This is a genomic window from Jannaschia formosa (genome assembly GCF_003340555.1).
GTDB classification, from domain to species: domain Bacteria; phylum Pseudomonadota; class Alphaproteobacteria; order Rhodobacterales; family Rhodobacteraceae; genus Jannaschia; species Jannaschia formosa.
On the sequence record NZ_QPLJ01000008.1, the window covers coordinates 142,248 to 157,239 of the forward strand.

Here is a 14,992-nt window from a genome sequence, read left to right on the forward strand (position 1 = left end):
CACTACGCCCGATCTGCGCGCCTTTGACAAGCCGCAATAGGGCCAGCACCGGATGGCGCGTAAGTCCAGTCTGGCTTCACCTTGCGAAACGGCCGCCCGCATGTTCCCGTGACGTCAAGGAGGCCTCAGACGTCTCCGCAACGTCACGAACGGGAGAACATGAATGTCACCTAAGTCCAAGCTGCTCGGCGCCGTCGCCGCCGCGACCCTGCTGTCGGGCGGACAGGCCGTCCTCGCCCAGGACGTCGACGAGATCACCGTCGCCTACTTCCTCGAATGGCCGATGCCCTTCCAGTACGCCAAGGTGAACGGCACCTACGAGGAAGAGATGGGCGTCGACATCAACTGGGTCGCCTTCGACACCGGCACCGCGATGTCCGCCGCGATGGCCTCGGGCGACGTGCAGCTCGCCGTCAGCCAGGGCGTGCCGCCCTTCGTCGTCGCGACCTCGGCCGGGCAGGACCTGAAGATCCTGGACGTGGCGGTCAGCTATTCCGACAACGACAACTGCGTCGTCGCCGAGGCGCTGGAAATCGACAAGGACACCGCTGGGGACCTCGCCGGCAAGCGCGTGGCCGTGCCGATCGGGACCGCGGCGCATTACGGCTTCCTGAGCCAGATGAACCATTTCGGGGTCGACGTGGCCTCGATGGAAGTGGTCGACATGGCCCCGGCCGAGGGCGCCGCGGCGCTGGCGCAGGGCTCGCTCGACATGGCCTGCGGCTGGGGCGGCGCGCTGCGCCGCATGAAGGAGCATGGCAACGTCCTGCTGACCGGCGCCGAGAAGGAAGACCTCGGCATCCTCGTCTTCGACGTGACCTCGGCCCCGGCCGACTTCGTGGCCGAGAATCCCGACCTCGTCGCCAAGTTCCTCAAGGTCACGGCCGACGCGAACGCGATGTGGAACTCCGGCGAGCACACCGAGGAAATGCTGCCGGTCATCGCCCAGGACGCGGGCATGGAACTGGAGGCCACGCGCGAGACCATCGAGACCTTCGTCTTCCCGCCGGTCGACGCGCAGCTGAGCGAGCGCTGGCTGGGCGGCGGCGCGCAGGAGTTCATGAAGGGCGTCGCCGGTGTCTTCGAGGAGGCGGGCTCCATCCCCGCCGCACGCGAGACCTATGCGGACGCGGTCGATACCGGACCGCTCGCGGCCACGCAGGACATGTGAGCCGGATCTGACGACGTCGGGCCGGGGGGCGAGGGCCGCGCCCCGGCCCGAGAGATGAGGGGACATCCATGACAGGACTGACCATCGACGACGTGTCGATGCGCTTCGACCTGCCCAGTGGCAGCTTCGTGCAGGCGCTTAAGAACGTCTCGCTCGACCTCCGGGCGGGGGAACTGATGAGCGTGCTCGGCCCTTCGGGCTGCGGGAAGACGACGCTCCTGAACATCGTGGCCGGGTTCCTCGCCCCCACCGGCGGAGAGGTGGTGCTGAACGGCCATCGCGTGACCGGCCCGGATGCCGAGCGCGGGATGGTCTTTCAGCAGGGCGCGCTGTTCGAGTGGATGTCGGTGCGCGAGAACGTGGAATTCGGCCCGCGCATGAAGGGCACGCCGGTGGCCGAGCGGCGCGCGACCGCCGACCGGCTGCTGCAGATCACCGGGCTCGGCGACTTCAAGGACAAGGCCATCTACGAGCTGTCGGGCGGCATGCAGCAGCGCGTGGCGCTGGCCCGCTGCCTCGCCAACGATCCCGACGTGATCCTGATGGACGAGCCGCTGGGCGCGCTCGACGCGCTGACGCGCGAGAAGATGCAGGGCCTCGTGCTCAAGCTCTGGAAGGAGACGGGCAAGACCATCATCCTCATCACCCATTCCGTCGAGGAGGCGCTGCTGCTGGGCGAGCGGCTTCTGGTCATGGCCCCGCGCCCGGGCCGCATCCACCGCGAATACCGCCTTCCCTTCGCCGAGATGGGCGTGAACCAGGATCTGCGCGAGGTGAAGAAGCACCCGGATTTCGGCAAGCGGCGGGAAGAGATCCTGTCGATGATCTGGGAGATGGAGGAAGAGATCATGGGCCGGACGGAGAGCGCCTGACATGACCGGACTGATCCTCCTGCTGCTCTACGTCGCGCTCTTCGTCGGGGCGATGCTGCTCGTCGGCCTCGCCACCCGGGGCCGCAAGCGCCGCGACTTCACCGCGCTCAAGACCGTGACCTTCGGCGACGAGAGCGCGGTGCGCCCGAACCGCGCCGCCTCGGTCATCTCGGTCGTGGTGATCTTCCTGCTCTGGGGCGCCTTCACCGGCTCCTCTCTGGTGCCGGTCCACGTGCCGGGGCCGTTCACCGGCGACACCTCCTTCACCTACACCGCCCGCAACGCGGGCGGGGCCGAGGACGAGGCCACCGTCTTCCTCCGCGTCTTCCCCCTGGGCGAGCAACCGCCCGAGATCGAGGCCGAGCCCGGCGAGGGCTTCGCCAGGAACGACGCCGCCATGATCGCGGCCTACCGGTCCGAACTCGTCCGCGCGGACCGCAACGACGAGGGCGAGGATGTCGAGGTCGTCGCCGTCGAGGGGCAGCCCATCGCGCCGGGTGTGACCGTCGCCTTCGCCGATGGCGAGGTGACGATGACGCCGCGCGGCTCGCTCAACGTCTCGCCCGCGCGCGGCCTGCAGATGGAGGAGATCTGGCTGCCCTCGCCCGAGAGCGTCGTCGCCGCACTCGTCGACATCGCCACCAACGGCTTCCAGAACGTCCCCCTGTGGGAGCATCTGTTCTACTCGCTGATGCGCGTCCTCGTCGGCTTCGCCATCGGCGCCGCCGTCGGCATCCCGCTGGGCTACGCGATGGGGCTGAACGACTGGTTCCGCGGCTGGTTCGATCCCATCGTGGAATTCATGCGCCCCGTCCCGCCGCTGGCCCTGATCCCGCTGGTCATCATCTGGTTCGGCATCTGGGAGACGGGCAAGATCGTGCTGCTGTTCCTCGCCGCGCTCTGGATCATGGCCATCGCCGCGCGGGCAGGGGTGTCGGGCGTGAACATCACCAAGGTCCATGCGGCCTACAGCTTGGGCGCCTCCAAGGCGCAGATCCTGCGCCACGTCATCATCCCGAACTCCCTGCCGGAAATCTTCACCGGCGCGCGGGTCGCGATGGGCGTCTGCTGGGGCACCGTCGTCGCGGCCGAGCTGGTCGCCGCGCAGAAGGGCGTCGGCATGATGATCATCGCCGCCTCCAAGTTCCAGTCCACCGACGTCGTGCTGATGGGGATCATCCTGATCGGCATCATCGGCTTCGGCATCGACATCCTGATGCGCAAGGCCGAGAACTGGCTGGTGCCCTGGAAGGGTCGAAGCTGAGCGGCGCGACGTCCGACGCGGATCACCCGTGGATCACCCCTGGATCACCCACGCATCCCCGGCGGTTCAGAACCGCCGGGTGAAGCTGATCGAGGCGCGGTCGTTCTCGTAGCGTAGCAGCGGGATCGTGCTGTCCTGCCGCTCCCGCGCGATCTCGGCGACCGGAGCGAAGCCCATCACGTTGAGCCGTGAGTGCGACGCCCGCAGGGCGACCGTATCCCGGGTATCCTTCTGAACCACCGTGAAGAATCCCGTCGCCGCGTCCCGCCAGCTGCGCGTCCGGGTCAGCGTCCCGCCGACCGACAGCCCGCCGCGGAAGCTGTGGTCGATCCCGATCGCCTGGTTCACCGTCGTCAGCCGCGACCCCTCCGCCCGCGCGTTCCGCCGCGCATATCCCAGCGCGAAGGACAGCCGCGTCGAGGGCGAGAGAGCATAAGCATATCCGATACTTGCACCGGAGTCGGTCCCGTCCAGCCCGGGCAGATCGCCATAGGTCAGCCGGTCCAGCCAGGCCGAGACATACCCGTCCCCATGCCGCCCGAGCGGCCGGGCCAGCGAAGCGGTGACGCCCGGACCCTGTGCCAGCGCCGTGTCTTCGACGAGGATCTCGCTCCACCGCAGGGCGGCCTCGACCTTCGTGGCGCCCACCACCGTCCGAAGGCCGCCCCGCGCGCGCAGGACGGTCGTGTCCTCCAGCTTGCCGGAACGCGCGACATGCTCGACCGAGCCGGCGGCGAACAGGGCGCGGCGCGGGCTCAGCGCCCACTGCCGCCCGCCCTCGGCGGTGACGGTAAAGGACCGGCCCGGCTCGCCCGCGCCCGCCGTGCCTACCTCGACCGGGACGCCGTTGACGAGGATGAACCCCGTCGAGCCGCGCGCGGGGTTCGACTCGGGTCGGAACGCGAAGGAAAGCGACCGCTCCCATGTCGTGCGCAGCGGAAGGCCGGCCAGAAGGCCGTTCACCGTCTCGCGCACGTCGTCCGGCAGGGCGCCGCCCCGGGCGCGGGCGAGGTGGAACCGCGCGCGCTGACCCTGGCCGAGCCGCAGCAGGACTGCGGCCAGTTCCAGCCGATAGGGCGCATTGTCGGGCGCGTCGGCGACGAGCATCTCGAGCAGCGGCAGCGCCTCGGCGGGCCGCCCGGCGCGCACCAGCTCGCCGGCCTCGACCCAGCGCGGATCGGCCGCCTCTTGCGCCTGCGCCATCGGCGCGACGCAGAGAAGGAGCGCCAGGCCCAGCGCACCGAGGCGTCGCAGGGCCCCGCGCGGGGTGCGGGCAGGGATCACTTGGTGGCGTAGAACGTGCTCTCGGGGCCAGCCACGACGGCGGTGGAGCCGTCCGGCAGGATGAAGCCGCCCGTCCCGAAGCTGCCGGAGCTGACGGCGCCGGTCATGCCCTGGTTGTCGTTCGTCACGAAGCCGCTGAGCAGCAGCGACGAGTCGCCCCCGGCGGTGCCGCCGTCGGCCTGCAGGCTGCCGTTCATCTCCAGCGTCACGGCGCTGGTCCGCGCCGACGGGTCGACCGGGCAGGCCTGGCCCGCCGGGATCGCTGCGCAGATCTGGGCGCCGTCGAAGACCTGGATGCGGTTGAACGGGGCGGAACTGGTCGCGGCCAGCTCTCCGTTCCAGGTGGTCGCGGTGCCGTTGACCTCGCCTGCGAAGTTCCGGGCCGTTCCCGTGAAGGCCGGGCCGGCCTGACCCTCGCGCCAGTTGGCGTTCAGCTCCAGATCGCCGACGGCGAAGCCGACCGGGGTGGTGCCGCCGCCCGCGGCGACCTCGTTGAGCTGCGCCTGGAGGCCGCCGGTGAAGGTCCCGGTGAAGGTCTGGGGCATCGTCGACGTGGCGCCCTGGCCCGAGACCGCGGCGAAGGCCGCATCATGCGCCGGGTCACTGGCTGCGGCACCTCCGCCGCCACCGCCACCGCCGCCTCCACCGCCGTTATCGCTATTGCACCCGGCCAGCGCCAGAGCCCCCATCAGCAGCGCCGCATTTCTGATCGTCATGTCCCGTCTTTCCGTTCGTTTCGGTCGCGACCGCCTTCGTCGAGGCCGCCGCCCTCGGGCTTAGGCCAAGCGGCCCGCCCCGTAGACCCCCCGATCGGGGGGGGCCGGCAAGGTAGGGACCTGATCTGCTTGACCCGTGGTAAGGAAGGCCTCCAGATTATCCCTCATTTTAGGGAGCGACGATGGACGCTGTGACGATTCGGGGCGGTCGTGGAGCCCCAGCGCTGGGCACGGCCGCGGCGGTGATGCTGGCACTGCTGCTCGGGATCGCGGTGACCTGGCTTGCGACGGCGCAGCCCTGGCTCGGCATCCAGAAGCAGATCGGGGGGGCAGGGCCCGGAATTGCGCTCCAGGCGCCGAACCCGGAGGGCCCGTCCGCCGAGGTCGCGGGGACCCAGCTTCTGGCCATTGAGGCGGGCGGGGCGCGCGTCGCGTTCTCGCCCGAGGACGGCGTCGAGGAGCCGGACGTCGTGCCGACCCGCGCGGGGATGCTCGCGCTCTTCGACCGCGCGGACCGCGTCCACGAGATGCTGCGCGCGGGGCCGGTCACGCTGGTCACCGAGGCGGGCGCCTTCGAGGTCGTCCCGGCCCCGGCGCGGCCGCTCTCGGACCTGCCATCCGTCTTCTGGATCCAGCTGATGACCGCGATCACGATCGCCGCGCTCGGGGGCTGGGTGCTGAGCCTCAGGCCCCGCGACCCGGCGGCGGCCCTGTTCGCGGCGGCGGGGTTCGGCCTCGCCCTCGCGATCTTCGCGGCGGCCTGGTACTCGACGCGCGAGTTGGCGCTGGACGGCACCGCCTTCCGCCTCGCCTCGGGTCTCAACATGTTCGGCGCGCTGACCTTCGGCGCCTGCATGGGCTCGATGATGCTGATCTATCCGATGCGTCTGATCCCGCTCTGGGCGGTCTGGGTCCAGCCGGCGGTCTTCTTTCTCTGGTTCCTCGGCAACCCCCTCGGCATCTGGGAGGGCCGGGGCACCGGCGCCCATCTCGCCACCGCGGTCGAGATGGCGCTGATCGTGGCGGGCCTTCTGGCCCAGCTCTGGGCGACGCGCGGCCGCCCGAAGGAGAGGGCGCTGGTCACCTGGTTCGGCGTCAGCCTCGTCTTCGGCTCGGGCAGCTTCATCGCGCTGATGGCCGTGCCCGGCGCCATGGGTTACGAGCCGACGATCCGCCAGGGCCATGCCTTCCTGCTGTTCCTCTTCGTCTATCTCGGCCTCGCCATCGGGGTTGCGCGGTTCCGGATGTTCGACCTGGGCGACTGGTCCTTCCGGGTCCTCTATTACGCGGCCGGGGCGGCGCTTCTCTTTGCGGTGGACGCGGCGCTGATCGGCTGGCTGTCGCTGGACCGGATGCCCGCCTTCAGCGCCTCGCTGCTTCTGGTGGTGCTGCTCTACCTGCCGTTCCGCGATGCCATCGCACGGCGGGTGCAGCGCCGGGGGCCGCCAAAGGACCTGGCGGACGCCCTGGGCGCGGTGGCGCTGGCCACGAACCCAGTCGAGCGGGAGGCACGCTGGCGCAGCCTGCTCGAGGACGCGTTCCATCCCCTGGGCATGGACCCGGCGCGCGCCGCCCCCGCCGCGCCGCTGCTGATCGACGAGGGCGCGGCGCTCCATTTGCCCGCGGTCGCGGGGCTGCCGGCGCTCAGGCTCAATTGGACCGGCGGGGGCCGCCGCCTCTTCTCGCCCGCCGACCGGGACCGGGCCGCGCGGCTGGTCGAGACCGTCGCCCGGCTGGACGAACTGGCCCGCGCCCGCGACCGCGCCGTCGCCGAGGAAAGGGCACGCATCGACCGCGACGTCCACGACAACATCGGCGTGCAGCTTCTGGGCGCGCTTCACTCCGATGCGCCGGACCGCAAGGACGCGCTGATTCGCCAGACCCTCGCCGACCTGCGCGACATCGTCTCGAACACGCGGATGGAGGACGTCCCGCTGCGCGACCTCGTGGCGGATCTGCGCGGCGAGATCGGAGGCCTCTACGAGGCGGCGGGGCGGCGGCTGGACTGGAGCGACGAGGGGCTGCCCGACCGCAGCCTGCCCGCCCTGCAGGCCGCGACGCTGCGCGCGCTGCTGCGCGAGGCGACGGGCAACGCGTTGCGCCACAGCGGGGCCGCGCGGGTCGCCGTCGCGCTGGCGGTCGAGGGCGGCGCGCTGCGCCTGCGGATCGAGGATGACGGACAGGGCATCGCCCCCGAGGCGCCCCGCGGCAAGGGGCTGCGCAACCTGCGCGAGCGGGCCGAGGATGCGGGCGGCACCCTGGTGCTTGAGACCGGCGCCACGGGCACGCGGATCGAGGCGCGGCTGCCGCTGGAGCCCCGCCTCGAACTGGCCGTGGCGGGGGCCTGACCGGTGCGCTCCGCCCTGCTGGTGGAGGACATGCCGGCGACGCGTGACTGGCTCCACGGCATCGTCGCAGAGGCGTTCCCCGACTGCGTCATCGTCAGCGCGGCGACCCTGTCGCAGGCGCGCAAGGCGCTGTCGCGGCGCCGAAGCCTGCTGGTGGTCGATCTGAACCTGCCCGACGGCGACGGCGTGACCCTGCTGCGCGAGGTCAAGCGGCGCACGCCCGAGACGGTCTGCGTGGTGGCGACGGTGATGTCGGACGACGCGACGCTGGTGGGCGCGCTTTCGGCCGGGGCGGACGGCTACCTTCTGAAGGAGACGCCGCGCCCGATGCTCGTCCACCAGCTGCGCCAGATCGAGCAGGGCCTGCCCGCTCTCTCGCCAGCCATCGCGCGGCGGATCATGGAGCATTTCCGCCTCACCGGCCCGGTCGAGCCCGAGGCCCGGCTGACCGCGCGCGAGACCGACGTGCTGGCCCTGATCGGGCGCGGGTTGCGCACCGCCGAGGTCGCCCACGAGCTCGGCCTGGCCGAGACGACGGTGGCCGGCTACATCAAGGCCGTCTACCGCAAGCTCGGCATCTCCAGCCGGGCAGAGGCCGCCTGGCATGCGACCCGGATGGGCCTGCGGCAGGGCTAGGCGGTCGCCCGCCCCCGCACCGCCTGCCAGATCAGCGCCCCGGCGGCGAGCGCGAGGAAGGGCGCGATGGCGAGGTTGACCGCGGTCCACCCGGCCTCCGCATCCGGCCCCGTGTTCATCAGCACGCCGGAGCTGAGCGAGGCGAGCGTGACCATCCCGAAGACCAGCGTGTCGTTGAGGCCCTGCACCGTGCCCCGCTCCTCGGGCGCATGAAGGCTCGACAGCATCGTCGTCGCGCCGATGAAGCCGAAGTTCCAGCCCAGCCCCAGCAGGACCAGCGCCACGTAGAAGTAGGGCAGCTCGGTCCCCGACAGCGCGACGGCGCCCGCCGCGGCCAGCATGGCGAGACCCGTCGCGACGATCTTGCCGGTCCCGAAGCGCAGGATCAGGTGGCCGGTGAAGAAGCTGGGCGCATACATCGCGATGACGTGGAAGGTCACGATGTTGGAGGCGTCTGACACGCCGAAGCCGCAGCCGACCACGGCCAGCGGGGTCGAGGTCATCACCAGGTTCATCAGCGCGTAGCTGACCATCGCGCAGATGATCGCCACCCGGATCCCTGGATCGGCGAGCAGGGCCTTCCGGCTGCGGCCTTTCGCGTCGCCCAGCTTCGGCGCCGGCGGCTTCGGGATGTCGAGCAGCAGGAACAGCCACACGCCGACGGCGTTCAGCGCGAAGACCGCGCCATAGGTTGCGAGGAAGGGGATGATCGTCGCCGTCTCGGTCCCGGTGACGACGAAGCGCGCCACGAAGGCCGAGATCAGGCCCCCCGCCATCACGTAGCTGATCGCCTTCGGACGGAACGCGTCCGACGCCGTGTCGGTCGCGGCGAAGCGGTAGAAACCCAGCGTCGACATGAAGATGCCGGTCAGATAGGCGCCCGCGAGGAACAGCCAGAAGCTGCCCAGCACCAGCGCCGTCATCGACAGCGCCGCGCCCGCCGCCCCGGCCCCCGCCCCCAGCATGAAGCCCGCACGGCGCCCGTACCGCTGCATCAGCGGCGAGATCCAGGACGCCGTCGTCATCGACCCGAAGACGATGACCGAGATCGGCACCGTCGCCCAGATCGGCGAGGGCGCGATCGTCAGGCCGACCAGCCCCGCGACGGTGAAGTTGATCGGCAGCTGCGCCCCCAGAAGGGCCTGCGCCGTGACGAGCACCATGACGTTGCGCTTCGCGCGCCGGTCGTCATCTGCCCCGGAAAGGACGGTATCGGTCATGGGCTTGTGCCTACGCCCCTCCGCCGACCCCGTCCAGCGGCGCCGGCGTGATGAGGTGCAGGAACGACCCCTGCGCGGGGCCCCGCCGAAGCCCGGCCGGGGGGAGCGGCGCGCCCTCCGCGTCCCATGCCTCGAAGAGCGGGGTGCCTTCGGCGCGGAGCGTCGTGGCATAGTGGAACTCGTGCCCGGCCCAGGTCCCGGCGAAGGGGCCACCGGTCGCGCGCAGGCGGCGATAGCCGAGATGCAGGCGCCGCTCGGCAAAGCTGGTGGCGAGGCCCAGCAGACCGGCCATGCGGTACGTCCTGCCTTCGGCATCGCTCAGCGTCTCGCCCATGACCATGTAGCCGCCGCATTCGCCGTGGACCGGCCTGTCGGCGAGCGAAGCGAGGAAACGCCGGTTGGTGGCCAGCCGCCCGGCATGAAGCTCCGGGTAGCCGCCGGGCAGGTAGACGAGATCGGCTACGGGCGCGGGCTCGTCGGCGAGCGGAGAGAAGGTCGCGATCTCGGCACCGGCGCGCCGCCAGCCCTCCAGGAGATGCGGGTATACGAAGGCAAAGGCGGCGTCGCGGGCGACGGCGATGCGCTGGGCCGGGGGATCGAAGCGCGGCGGAGCGGCGTCGGGCAGGGGCGCGGCGAGGCTCTGGAGCATGGCGAGGTCGATGCGCTCCGCCATGACGGCGCCGGCGGTGGCGAGGAAGGCGTCGAGATCCGGCCGCTCCTCGGCCTGCACGAGGCCGAGATGCCGCGAGGGGGTCGCGAGCCGCGCGTCGCGGGGCACGCAGCCCAGCACCGGCAGCGGGCAGGCGGCGCGCAACATCGCCTCGTGCCGGGGCGATCCGATGCGGTTCAGGATGACGCCGGCCACCCGCACCTCGGGATCATGCGCGGCGAAGCCCGCGACGAGCGGCGCGACCGACTGCGCCATCCGCGCCGCATCGACGATCAGGACCACCGGCAGCCGCAACTGCCGCGCGAGGTCCGCGACGGCGCCCCGCCCGTCCGGCGCCGCGCCGTCGAAGAGGCCCATCGCGCCCTCGACCAGCAGCAGGCCGGGCCCGGCGCCGAGCCCCGCGATCATCCCGGGCGTCATCGCCCAGGCATCGAGATTGGGGCAGGGCGCACCGGAAGCGGCCTCGTGAAAACGCGGGTCGATGTAGTCAGGGCCGGACTTCGCCCCGCGCACGTCGATGCCCGCGTCCCGCAGGGCGCGCAGCAGGCCGAGGGTGATCGTCGTCTTGCCGCTGCCCGAGGAGGGCGCGGCGAGGATCAGGCCGGGCATCGGTTTCGGACCGCTGACGCGGTCCGACCCGGCGGGGGGGCTTCGCCCCCCCGCGCCCCCCCAGAGTATTTACGGCCACAGGAAGGGAGGAGGCGGATCATCCGGCCTCGGCGGGGCGGCGCAGCTCCAGCGGGTCGACATCGCGCGGGAGCGCGCCCGCCTCCATCGCGCGCCAGTCGAGGGCCTGGCGCAGCAGCGCGGCGCGGCCGACGCAGATGATTGCCGGCGGCTCCAGCGCGGCGGCGGCGATATCGGCGGCGCAGGCGGCGAGCGTGGTCTCGATCGTGCGCTGTTCGTCCAGCGTGGCCGTGGTCGTGACGGCGACCGGCTCGTCCGGTGACCGGCCGGCGGCGATCAGCCGGTCCGCGATCTGGCCTATGTGCTTCATCCCCATGTAGATCACGATGACCTGGCTGCCCTTCGCGATCCCCTCCCAGTCGAGCGCGGTCGGCGCGGCCCCGGTCGCGTCGTGGCCGGTGACGAAGGTGACGGACTGGTTCACGTCGCGATGGGTGACGGGGATGCCCGCATAGGCCAGCCCCGCGATGCCTGCGGTGATGCCCGGCACGACCCGGATCGGCACGCCGTGCTGCACCAGCGTCTGCGCCTCCTCTCCGCCGCGGCCGAAGACGAAGGGGTCGCCGCCCTTGAGCCGCAGCACGCGCTTGCCCTGCCGCGCAAGCTCCACCAGCCGCAGCGAAATGTCACGCTGCACCGCCGAGGGCTTGCCGCCGCGCTTGCCCGCATATTCGTGCCGGGCCTGCGGCGCCCAGTCGAGGATGCCCTGGCCCACCAGCGCGTCGTAGACGATCACGTCGGCCTGCCGAAGCGCGTTGAGGCCGTGCAGCGTCAGAAGGCCCGGGTCGCCCGGCCCCGCGCCGCAGAGCCAGACCCAGCCGGGCTTCAGTTCAGGCCAGTCGTGAGGGGGCAGGTCGGTCATGGCCCCGGTATGGCGCGGGCGTCCTGCGAGGGGAAGACCGTCCGCGACGGCCCGCGGCCCATTGGCGGCATGGGGAGCACATGCCACAGAAGGCGTATGAGCGATGTGCCGCCCCTCCGCCGTGGCTGGACCACGGGCGCCTGCGCCACCGCCGCGACAAGGGCGGCGGTCGAAGGGCTGTGGACGGGGCGGGTCCCGGCGGAGGTGACGATCCGGCTGCCGCGCGGGCAGACGCCGTCCTTCGTCATCGCGGGCGCGCGGCTGGGCGAGGGCTGGGCCGAGGCCGAGGTGGTGAAGGACGCGGGCGACGACCCGGACGTGACCCACGGGGCGACGATCCGGGTTCGGGTGCGCGCCTCGGCGGGCGGCGTGACCTTCCGCGCGGGTGAGGGGGTGGGGATCGTGACGAAGCCGGGCCTGCCGATCCCGGTGGGTGAGCCGGCGATCAACCCCGTGCCGCGGGCGATGATGGACGAGGCGGTCGCCGAGGCTGCCGTTCTGTTCGGCGCGGACCCGGGGGTGGAGATCACGGTCTCGGTCCCCGGCGGGGCCGAGATCGCGAGGCGGACCTGGAACCCCCGGCTCGGGATCGAGGGCGGGCTGTCGATCCTCGGGACGACGGGGATCGTGCGGCCCTTCTCCTGCGCGGCCTGGATCGCGTCGATCCACCGGGGCGTCGACGTGGCGCGGGCCGACGGGCTGACGCATGTCGCCGGCTGCACCGGCGCCACCAGCGAGCGGGTCGTGCAGGCACTGCACGGTCTGCCCGATCACGCGATGCTCGACATGGGGGACTTCGCCGGGGGCATGCTGAAATACATCGCGCGCCATCCGATCCCGCGCGTCACGGTCGGCGGGGGCGTGGGCAAGCTTGCGAAGCTGGCGCAGGGGGCGTTGGACCTGCATTCGAAGCGCTCGCAGGTCGATCTGGCGCTTCTGTCGGACTGGGCCGGGCAGGACCTGACCGGCTGCAACACCGCGCTGGAGGCGGCGACGCGCGCGCCGGACCTGCCGGCCCGGATCGCCGAGGAGGCGCGGGCGCGGGTGCTCGGGATCGTCGAGGCCGAGGTCGACGTGGTCGTGATCGACCGCGCGGGCGAGGTGCTCGCCCATGCGCGGTAGGGTCCTGATCCTAGCGGGGACCGCGGAGGCGCGGCTCGTCTGCGCCGCCGTGGCGGGTCTCGACGTCCTCGCCTCGCTCGCGGGCGCGACGGCGCAGCCCGCGCCGCTGGCGGTGCCGACGCGCGTCGGGGGCTTCGGCGGTTCGGTGGGCCTCGCGGCGGCGCTGGAGGGCGTGGCGGCGGTGCTGGATGCCACGCATCCCTACGCCCTGCGGATCTCCCGCAAGGCGGCGGAGGTCTGCGCGGCGCGCGGCGTGCCGCACCTGCGGCTGACCCGACCCGGCTGGCCTCCGCGCCCGGGCTGGCGGACGCATCCGGATGCGAGGGCGGCGGCAGAGGCGTTGCCGCAGGGGGCGCGGGTCTTCCTGTCGGTCGGGCCTGGCGGGCTGGCGCCCTTCCTCGGACGGGGGCTCGACCTGGTCTGCCGGCGGCTGGATCCCGCCCCGGCGGAGCCGGGCGTGACGTGGGTGGTCGGACGGCCGCCTTTCGCCCTGGCTGACGAGATCGCGACGTTCCGGCACCACGGGATCAGCCACCTCGTGACCAAGGACTCCGGCGGCCCGGCCGCGAAGCTGGACGCGGCCGAAGCGCTCGGGCTAGCGGTGCACGTGATCGCGCGGCCCCCGCCGCCGCCGGGGGAGGAGACCCATGACATCGACCGCGCCATCGCCTTCGTCCGCGCCCATGCGGCGGATCGAGACGGCGGATGACCTGGCCCGTGGCGCGGCGGAGCTGGCGCGGATTGACCCGCGGCTCGCCCCCGCGCTTGCGCTTTGCGCGCCGCTGCCGCTCCGGCGCAAGCCCGACGGGTTCGCGACGCTGCTCGAGGCGATCGTCGGGCAGCAGGTGAGCACGGCTTCGGCCGCCGCGATCTGCGGGCGGCTGCGGGCGGCGGGGCTGGACGCGGCCGCGCCGATCCGCGCGGCGACTGACGAGGACCTCCGCGCCTGCGGCCTGTCGCGGCCGAAGATGCGCTACGTCCGGTCTCTGGCCGAGGCGGATCCCGACTGGGCCGCGCTGCGCCACGCCCCGGCCGAGGACGTGACCCGCATCCTGACCGCTCTGCCGGGCATCGGCCCCTGGACCGCCGAGACCTACGCCATGTTTGCGCTGGGCCACGAGGATGTCTTCGCCCCCGGCGACCTCGCCTTGCAGGAGGGCGCGCGGCTGCTGCTCGACCTGCCCGCGCGGCCCGGGGCCCGGGAGATGCGCGCCATCGCGGAAGGCTGGTCGCCCTGGCGCGCGGTTGCGGCCCGGCTGCTCTGGGCCTACTACGCGCGGGCCAAAGGACGGGAGGGCACCCTGTGAGCCTTGACTACCAACGCCGCGGGCCGGACGCCCCGAAACGCCTGCTGATCTTCCTGCACGGCTACGGCGCGAACGGCGCAGACCTTATTGGCCTTGCCGATCCGCTGGCCGCGCACCTGCCGGACACCGCCTTCCTGTCGCCCGACGCGCCGGAGCGTTGCCCCGGCGTGCCGGGCGGCTACCAGTGGTTTCCGATCCCCTGGATCGACGGATCGTCGGAGGAGGAGGCGATGGCGGGCATGGCCCGCGCCGTGGCCGACCTGGGCGTCTTCCTCGACGAGACGATGGCGCGGGAAGGTGTCGCCGCGAAGGACGTTGCGCTGTTTGGCTTCAGCCAAGGCACGATGATGTCGCTGCATGTGGCGCCCCGGCGCGCCGAGCCCTTCGCCGGGATCGTCGCCTTCTCCGGTCGGCTGCTCAAGCCCGAGTGGCTGGCCGACGAGGCCGTGTCGAAGCCGCCGGTCCTTCTGGTCCATGGGGACGCGGACGAGGTCGTGCCGGTGCAGTCCCTGCCCGAAGCCGCCGAAGCGCTCGAACAAGCCGGGTTCGAGCGGATCTACGCCCATGTCATGAAGGGCACGGGCCACGGCATCGCGCCCGACGGCCTGCAGGTGGCGCTGGCCTTCCTGCGCGACGTCTGGGGGCTGGAGGCGGGGTGACGAAGGGGCCCGCGCGGGGGCCGATCCGGGGCTTTGCGCGGGCGCACAAGAAACCGTCATATTCGCGCTCTATCGCCACACCCGATCTGGAGGCTTGTCTGGGGTCTCTCCCAAGATATAGTCGCCAGGAGAGGGCCGCGCGCCCGAGGGCCGGGCGGGCCGCTCTCCGATGAG

At 72.2% G+C, this 14,992-nt stretch carries 14 protein-coding genes; 9 read left to right on the plus strand and 5 right to left on the minus strand.

The window, feature by feature from the left end:
• The first annotated feature begins 163 nt into the window (after nucleotides 1-163).
• The 3 genes from DR046_RS10945 to DR046_RS10955 all read left to right on the plus strand — a co-directional run bounded on the left by DR046_RS10945 (nucleotide 164) and on the right by DR046_RS10955 (nucleotide 3,307).
• Entirely contained in the window at nucleotides 164-1,171 is a 1,008-nt protein-coding gene (locus tag DR046_RS10945) for a taurine ABC transporter substrate-binding protein (RefSeq protein ID WP_115382416.1), read from the plus strand.
• 68 nt (nucleotides 1,172-1,239) lie between these two features.
• A complete protein-coding gene (locus DR046_RS10950; RefSeq protein ID WP_115382417.1) occupies nucleotides 1,240-2,043 on the plus strand; it encodes a taurine ABC transporter ATP-binding protein in 804 nt (267 codons plus the stop codon).
• Between the two features lie 10 nt (nucleotides 2,044-2,053).
• A complete protein-coding gene (locus tag DR046_RS10955; protein ID WP_115382458.1) occupies nucleotides 2,054-3,307 on the plus strand; it encodes an ABC transporter permease in 1,254 nt (417 codons plus the stop codon).
• Nucleotides 3,308-3,373: 66 nt separating this feature from the next.
• On the opposite strand, the gene DR046_RS10960 is transcribed toward DR046_RS10955, so the two are convergent.
• Together DR046_RS10960 and DR046_RS10965 are read right to left on the minus strand one after the other, a co-directional pair.
• Nucleotides 3,374-4,591 carry a porin family protein gene (locus tag DR046_RS10960; RefSeq protein WP_115382418.1) on the minus strand — a complete coding sequence of 406 codons (1,218 nt, stop codon included), beginning with the start codon at nucleotides 4,589-4,591 and terminating at the stop codon, nucleotides 3,374-3,376.
• The gene (locus DR046_RS10965) at nucleotides 4,588-5,307 is read right to left on the minus strand and encodes a hypothetical protein (protein WP_115382419.1); all 720 of its coding nucleotides are present in this window, start codon (nucleotides 5,305-5,307) and stop codon (nucleotides 4,588-4,590) included. Before DR046_RS10965 ends, DR046_RS10960 begins: the two co-directional genes overlap by 4 nt.
• Before the next feature lie 245 nt (nucleotides 5,308-5,552).
• Here DR046_RS10965 and DR046_RS10970 point away from each other — a divergent pair, with 245 nt between their 5' ends.
• Entirely contained in the window at nucleotides 5,553-7,655 is a 2,103-nt protein-coding gene (locus tag DR046_RS10970; protein WP_115382420.1) for a sensor histidine kinase, read from the plus strand.
• A 3-nt stretch (nucleotides 7,656-7,658) separates the two neighbouring features.
• Complete coding sequence (locus tag DR046_RS10975) at nucleotides 7,659-8,291, plus strand: response regulator (protein ID WP_115382421.1); 633 nt, start codon at nucleotides 7,659-7,661, stop codon at nucleotides 8,289-8,291.
• Here DR046_RS10975 and DR046_RS10980 read toward each other — a convergent pair.
• From DR046_RS10980 to cobA, 3 genes are all read right to left on the minus strand, one after another.
• Nucleotides 8,288-9,511, minus strand: a complete 1,224-nt coding sequence (locus tag DR046_RS10980; protein WP_115382422.1) for an MFS transporter — start codon at nucleotides 9,509-9,511, stop codon at nucleotides 8,288-8,290. The genes DR046_RS10975 and DR046_RS10980 overlap by 4 nt on opposite strands.
• A 10-nt stretch (nucleotides 9,512-9,521) precedes the next feature.
• Nucleotides 9,522-10,790, minus strand: coding sequence for a cobyrinic acid a,c-diamide synthase CobB (locus DR046_RS10985; protein ID WP_115382423.1), 1,269 nt, complete (start codon nucleotides 10,788-10,790; stop codon nucleotides 9,522-9,524).
• Nucleotides 10,791-10,887: 97 nt separating this feature from the next.
• Entirely contained in the window at nucleotides 10,888-11,730 is an 843-nt protein-coding gene (cobA, locus tag DR046_RS10990) for a uroporphyrinogen-III C-methyltransferase (protein WP_115382424.1), read from the minus strand.
• Between the two features lie 96 nt (nucleotides 11,731-11,826).
• Here cobA and DR046_RS10995 point away from each other — a divergent pair, with 96 nt between their 5' ends.
• From DR046_RS10995 to DR046_RS11010, 4 genes are read left to right on the plus strand one after another with little or no spacing between them, the layout of a single operon-like run.
• The gene (locus tag DR046_RS10995; RefSeq protein WP_115382425.1) at nucleotides 11,827-12,852 is read left to right on the plus strand and encodes a cobalt-precorrin-5B (C(1))-methyltransferase; all 1,026 of its coding nucleotides are present in this window, start codon (nucleotides 11,827-11,829) and stop codon (nucleotides 12,850-12,852) included.
• Nucleotides 12,842-13,561 (plus strand): precorrin-6A/cobalt-precorrin-6A reductase, encoded by a 720-nt coding sequence (locus DR046_RS11000; RefSeq protein ID WP_115382426.1) that lies wholly within the window; start codon nucleotides 12,842-12,844, stop codon nucleotides 13,559-13,561. Before DR046_RS10995 ends, DR046_RS11000 begins: the two co-directional genes overlap by 11 nt.
• Nucleotides 13,536-14,159 (plus strand): DNA-3-methyladenine glycosylase family protein, encoded by a 624-nt coding sequence (locus tag DR046_RS11005; RefSeq protein WP_115382427.1) that lies wholly within the window; start codon nucleotides 13,536-13,538, stop codon nucleotides 14,157-14,159. The genes DR046_RS11000 and DR046_RS11005 overlap by 26 nt, the downstream gene beginning before the upstream one ends.
• Nucleotides 14,156-14,818: an alpha/beta hydrolase gene (locus DR046_RS11010; protein WP_115382428.1), complete on the plus strand. Its 663-nt coding sequence runs from the start codon at nucleotides 14,156-14,158 to the stop codon at nucleotides 14,816-14,818. Before DR046_RS11005 ends, DR046_RS11010 begins: the two co-directional genes overlap by 4 nt.
• Nucleotides 14,819-14,992: the final 174 nt, after the last annotated feature.

Coding starts and splice junctions, on each gene's coding strand:
- DR046_RS10945 (WP_115382416.1), top strand. CDS start 164: ATGTCACCTAAGTCCAAGCTGCTCGGCGCCGTCGCCGCCGCGACCCTG.
- DR046_RS10950 (WP_115382417.1), top strand. CDS start 1,240: ATGACAGGACTGACCATCGACGACGTGTCGATGCGCTTCGACCTGCCC.
- DR046_RS10965 (WP_115382419.1), bottom strand. CDS start 5,307: ATGACGATCAGAAATGCGGCGCTGCTGATGGGGGCTCTGGCGCTGGCC.
- DR046_RS10970 (WP_115382420.1), top strand. CDS start 5,553: ATGCTGGCACTGCTGCTCGGGATCGCGGTGACCTGGCTTGCGACGGCG.
- DR046_RS10980 (WP_115382422.1), bottom strand. CDS start 9,511: ATGACCGATACCGTCCTTTCCGGGGCAGATGACGACCGGCGCGCGAAG.
- DR046_RS10985 (WP_115382423.1), bottom strand. CDS start 10,790: ATGCCCGGCCTGATCCTCGCCGCGCCCTCCTCGGGCAGCGGCAAGACG.
- cobA (WP_115382424.1), bottom strand. CDS start 11,730: ATGACCGACCTGCCCCCTCACGACTGGCCTGAACTGAAGCCCGGCTGG.
- DR046_RS10995 (WP_115382425.1), top strand. CDS start 11,827: ATGAGCGATGTGCCGCCCCTCCGCCGTGGCTGGACCACGGGCGCCTGC.
- DR046_RS11000 (WP_115382426.1), top strand. CDS start 12,842: ATGCGCGGTAGGGTCCTGATCCTAGCGGGGACCGCGGAGGCGCGGCTC.
- DR046_RS11005 (WP_115382427.1), top strand. CDS start 13,536: ATGCGGCGGATCGAGACGGCGGATGACCTGGCCCGTGGCGCGGCGGAG.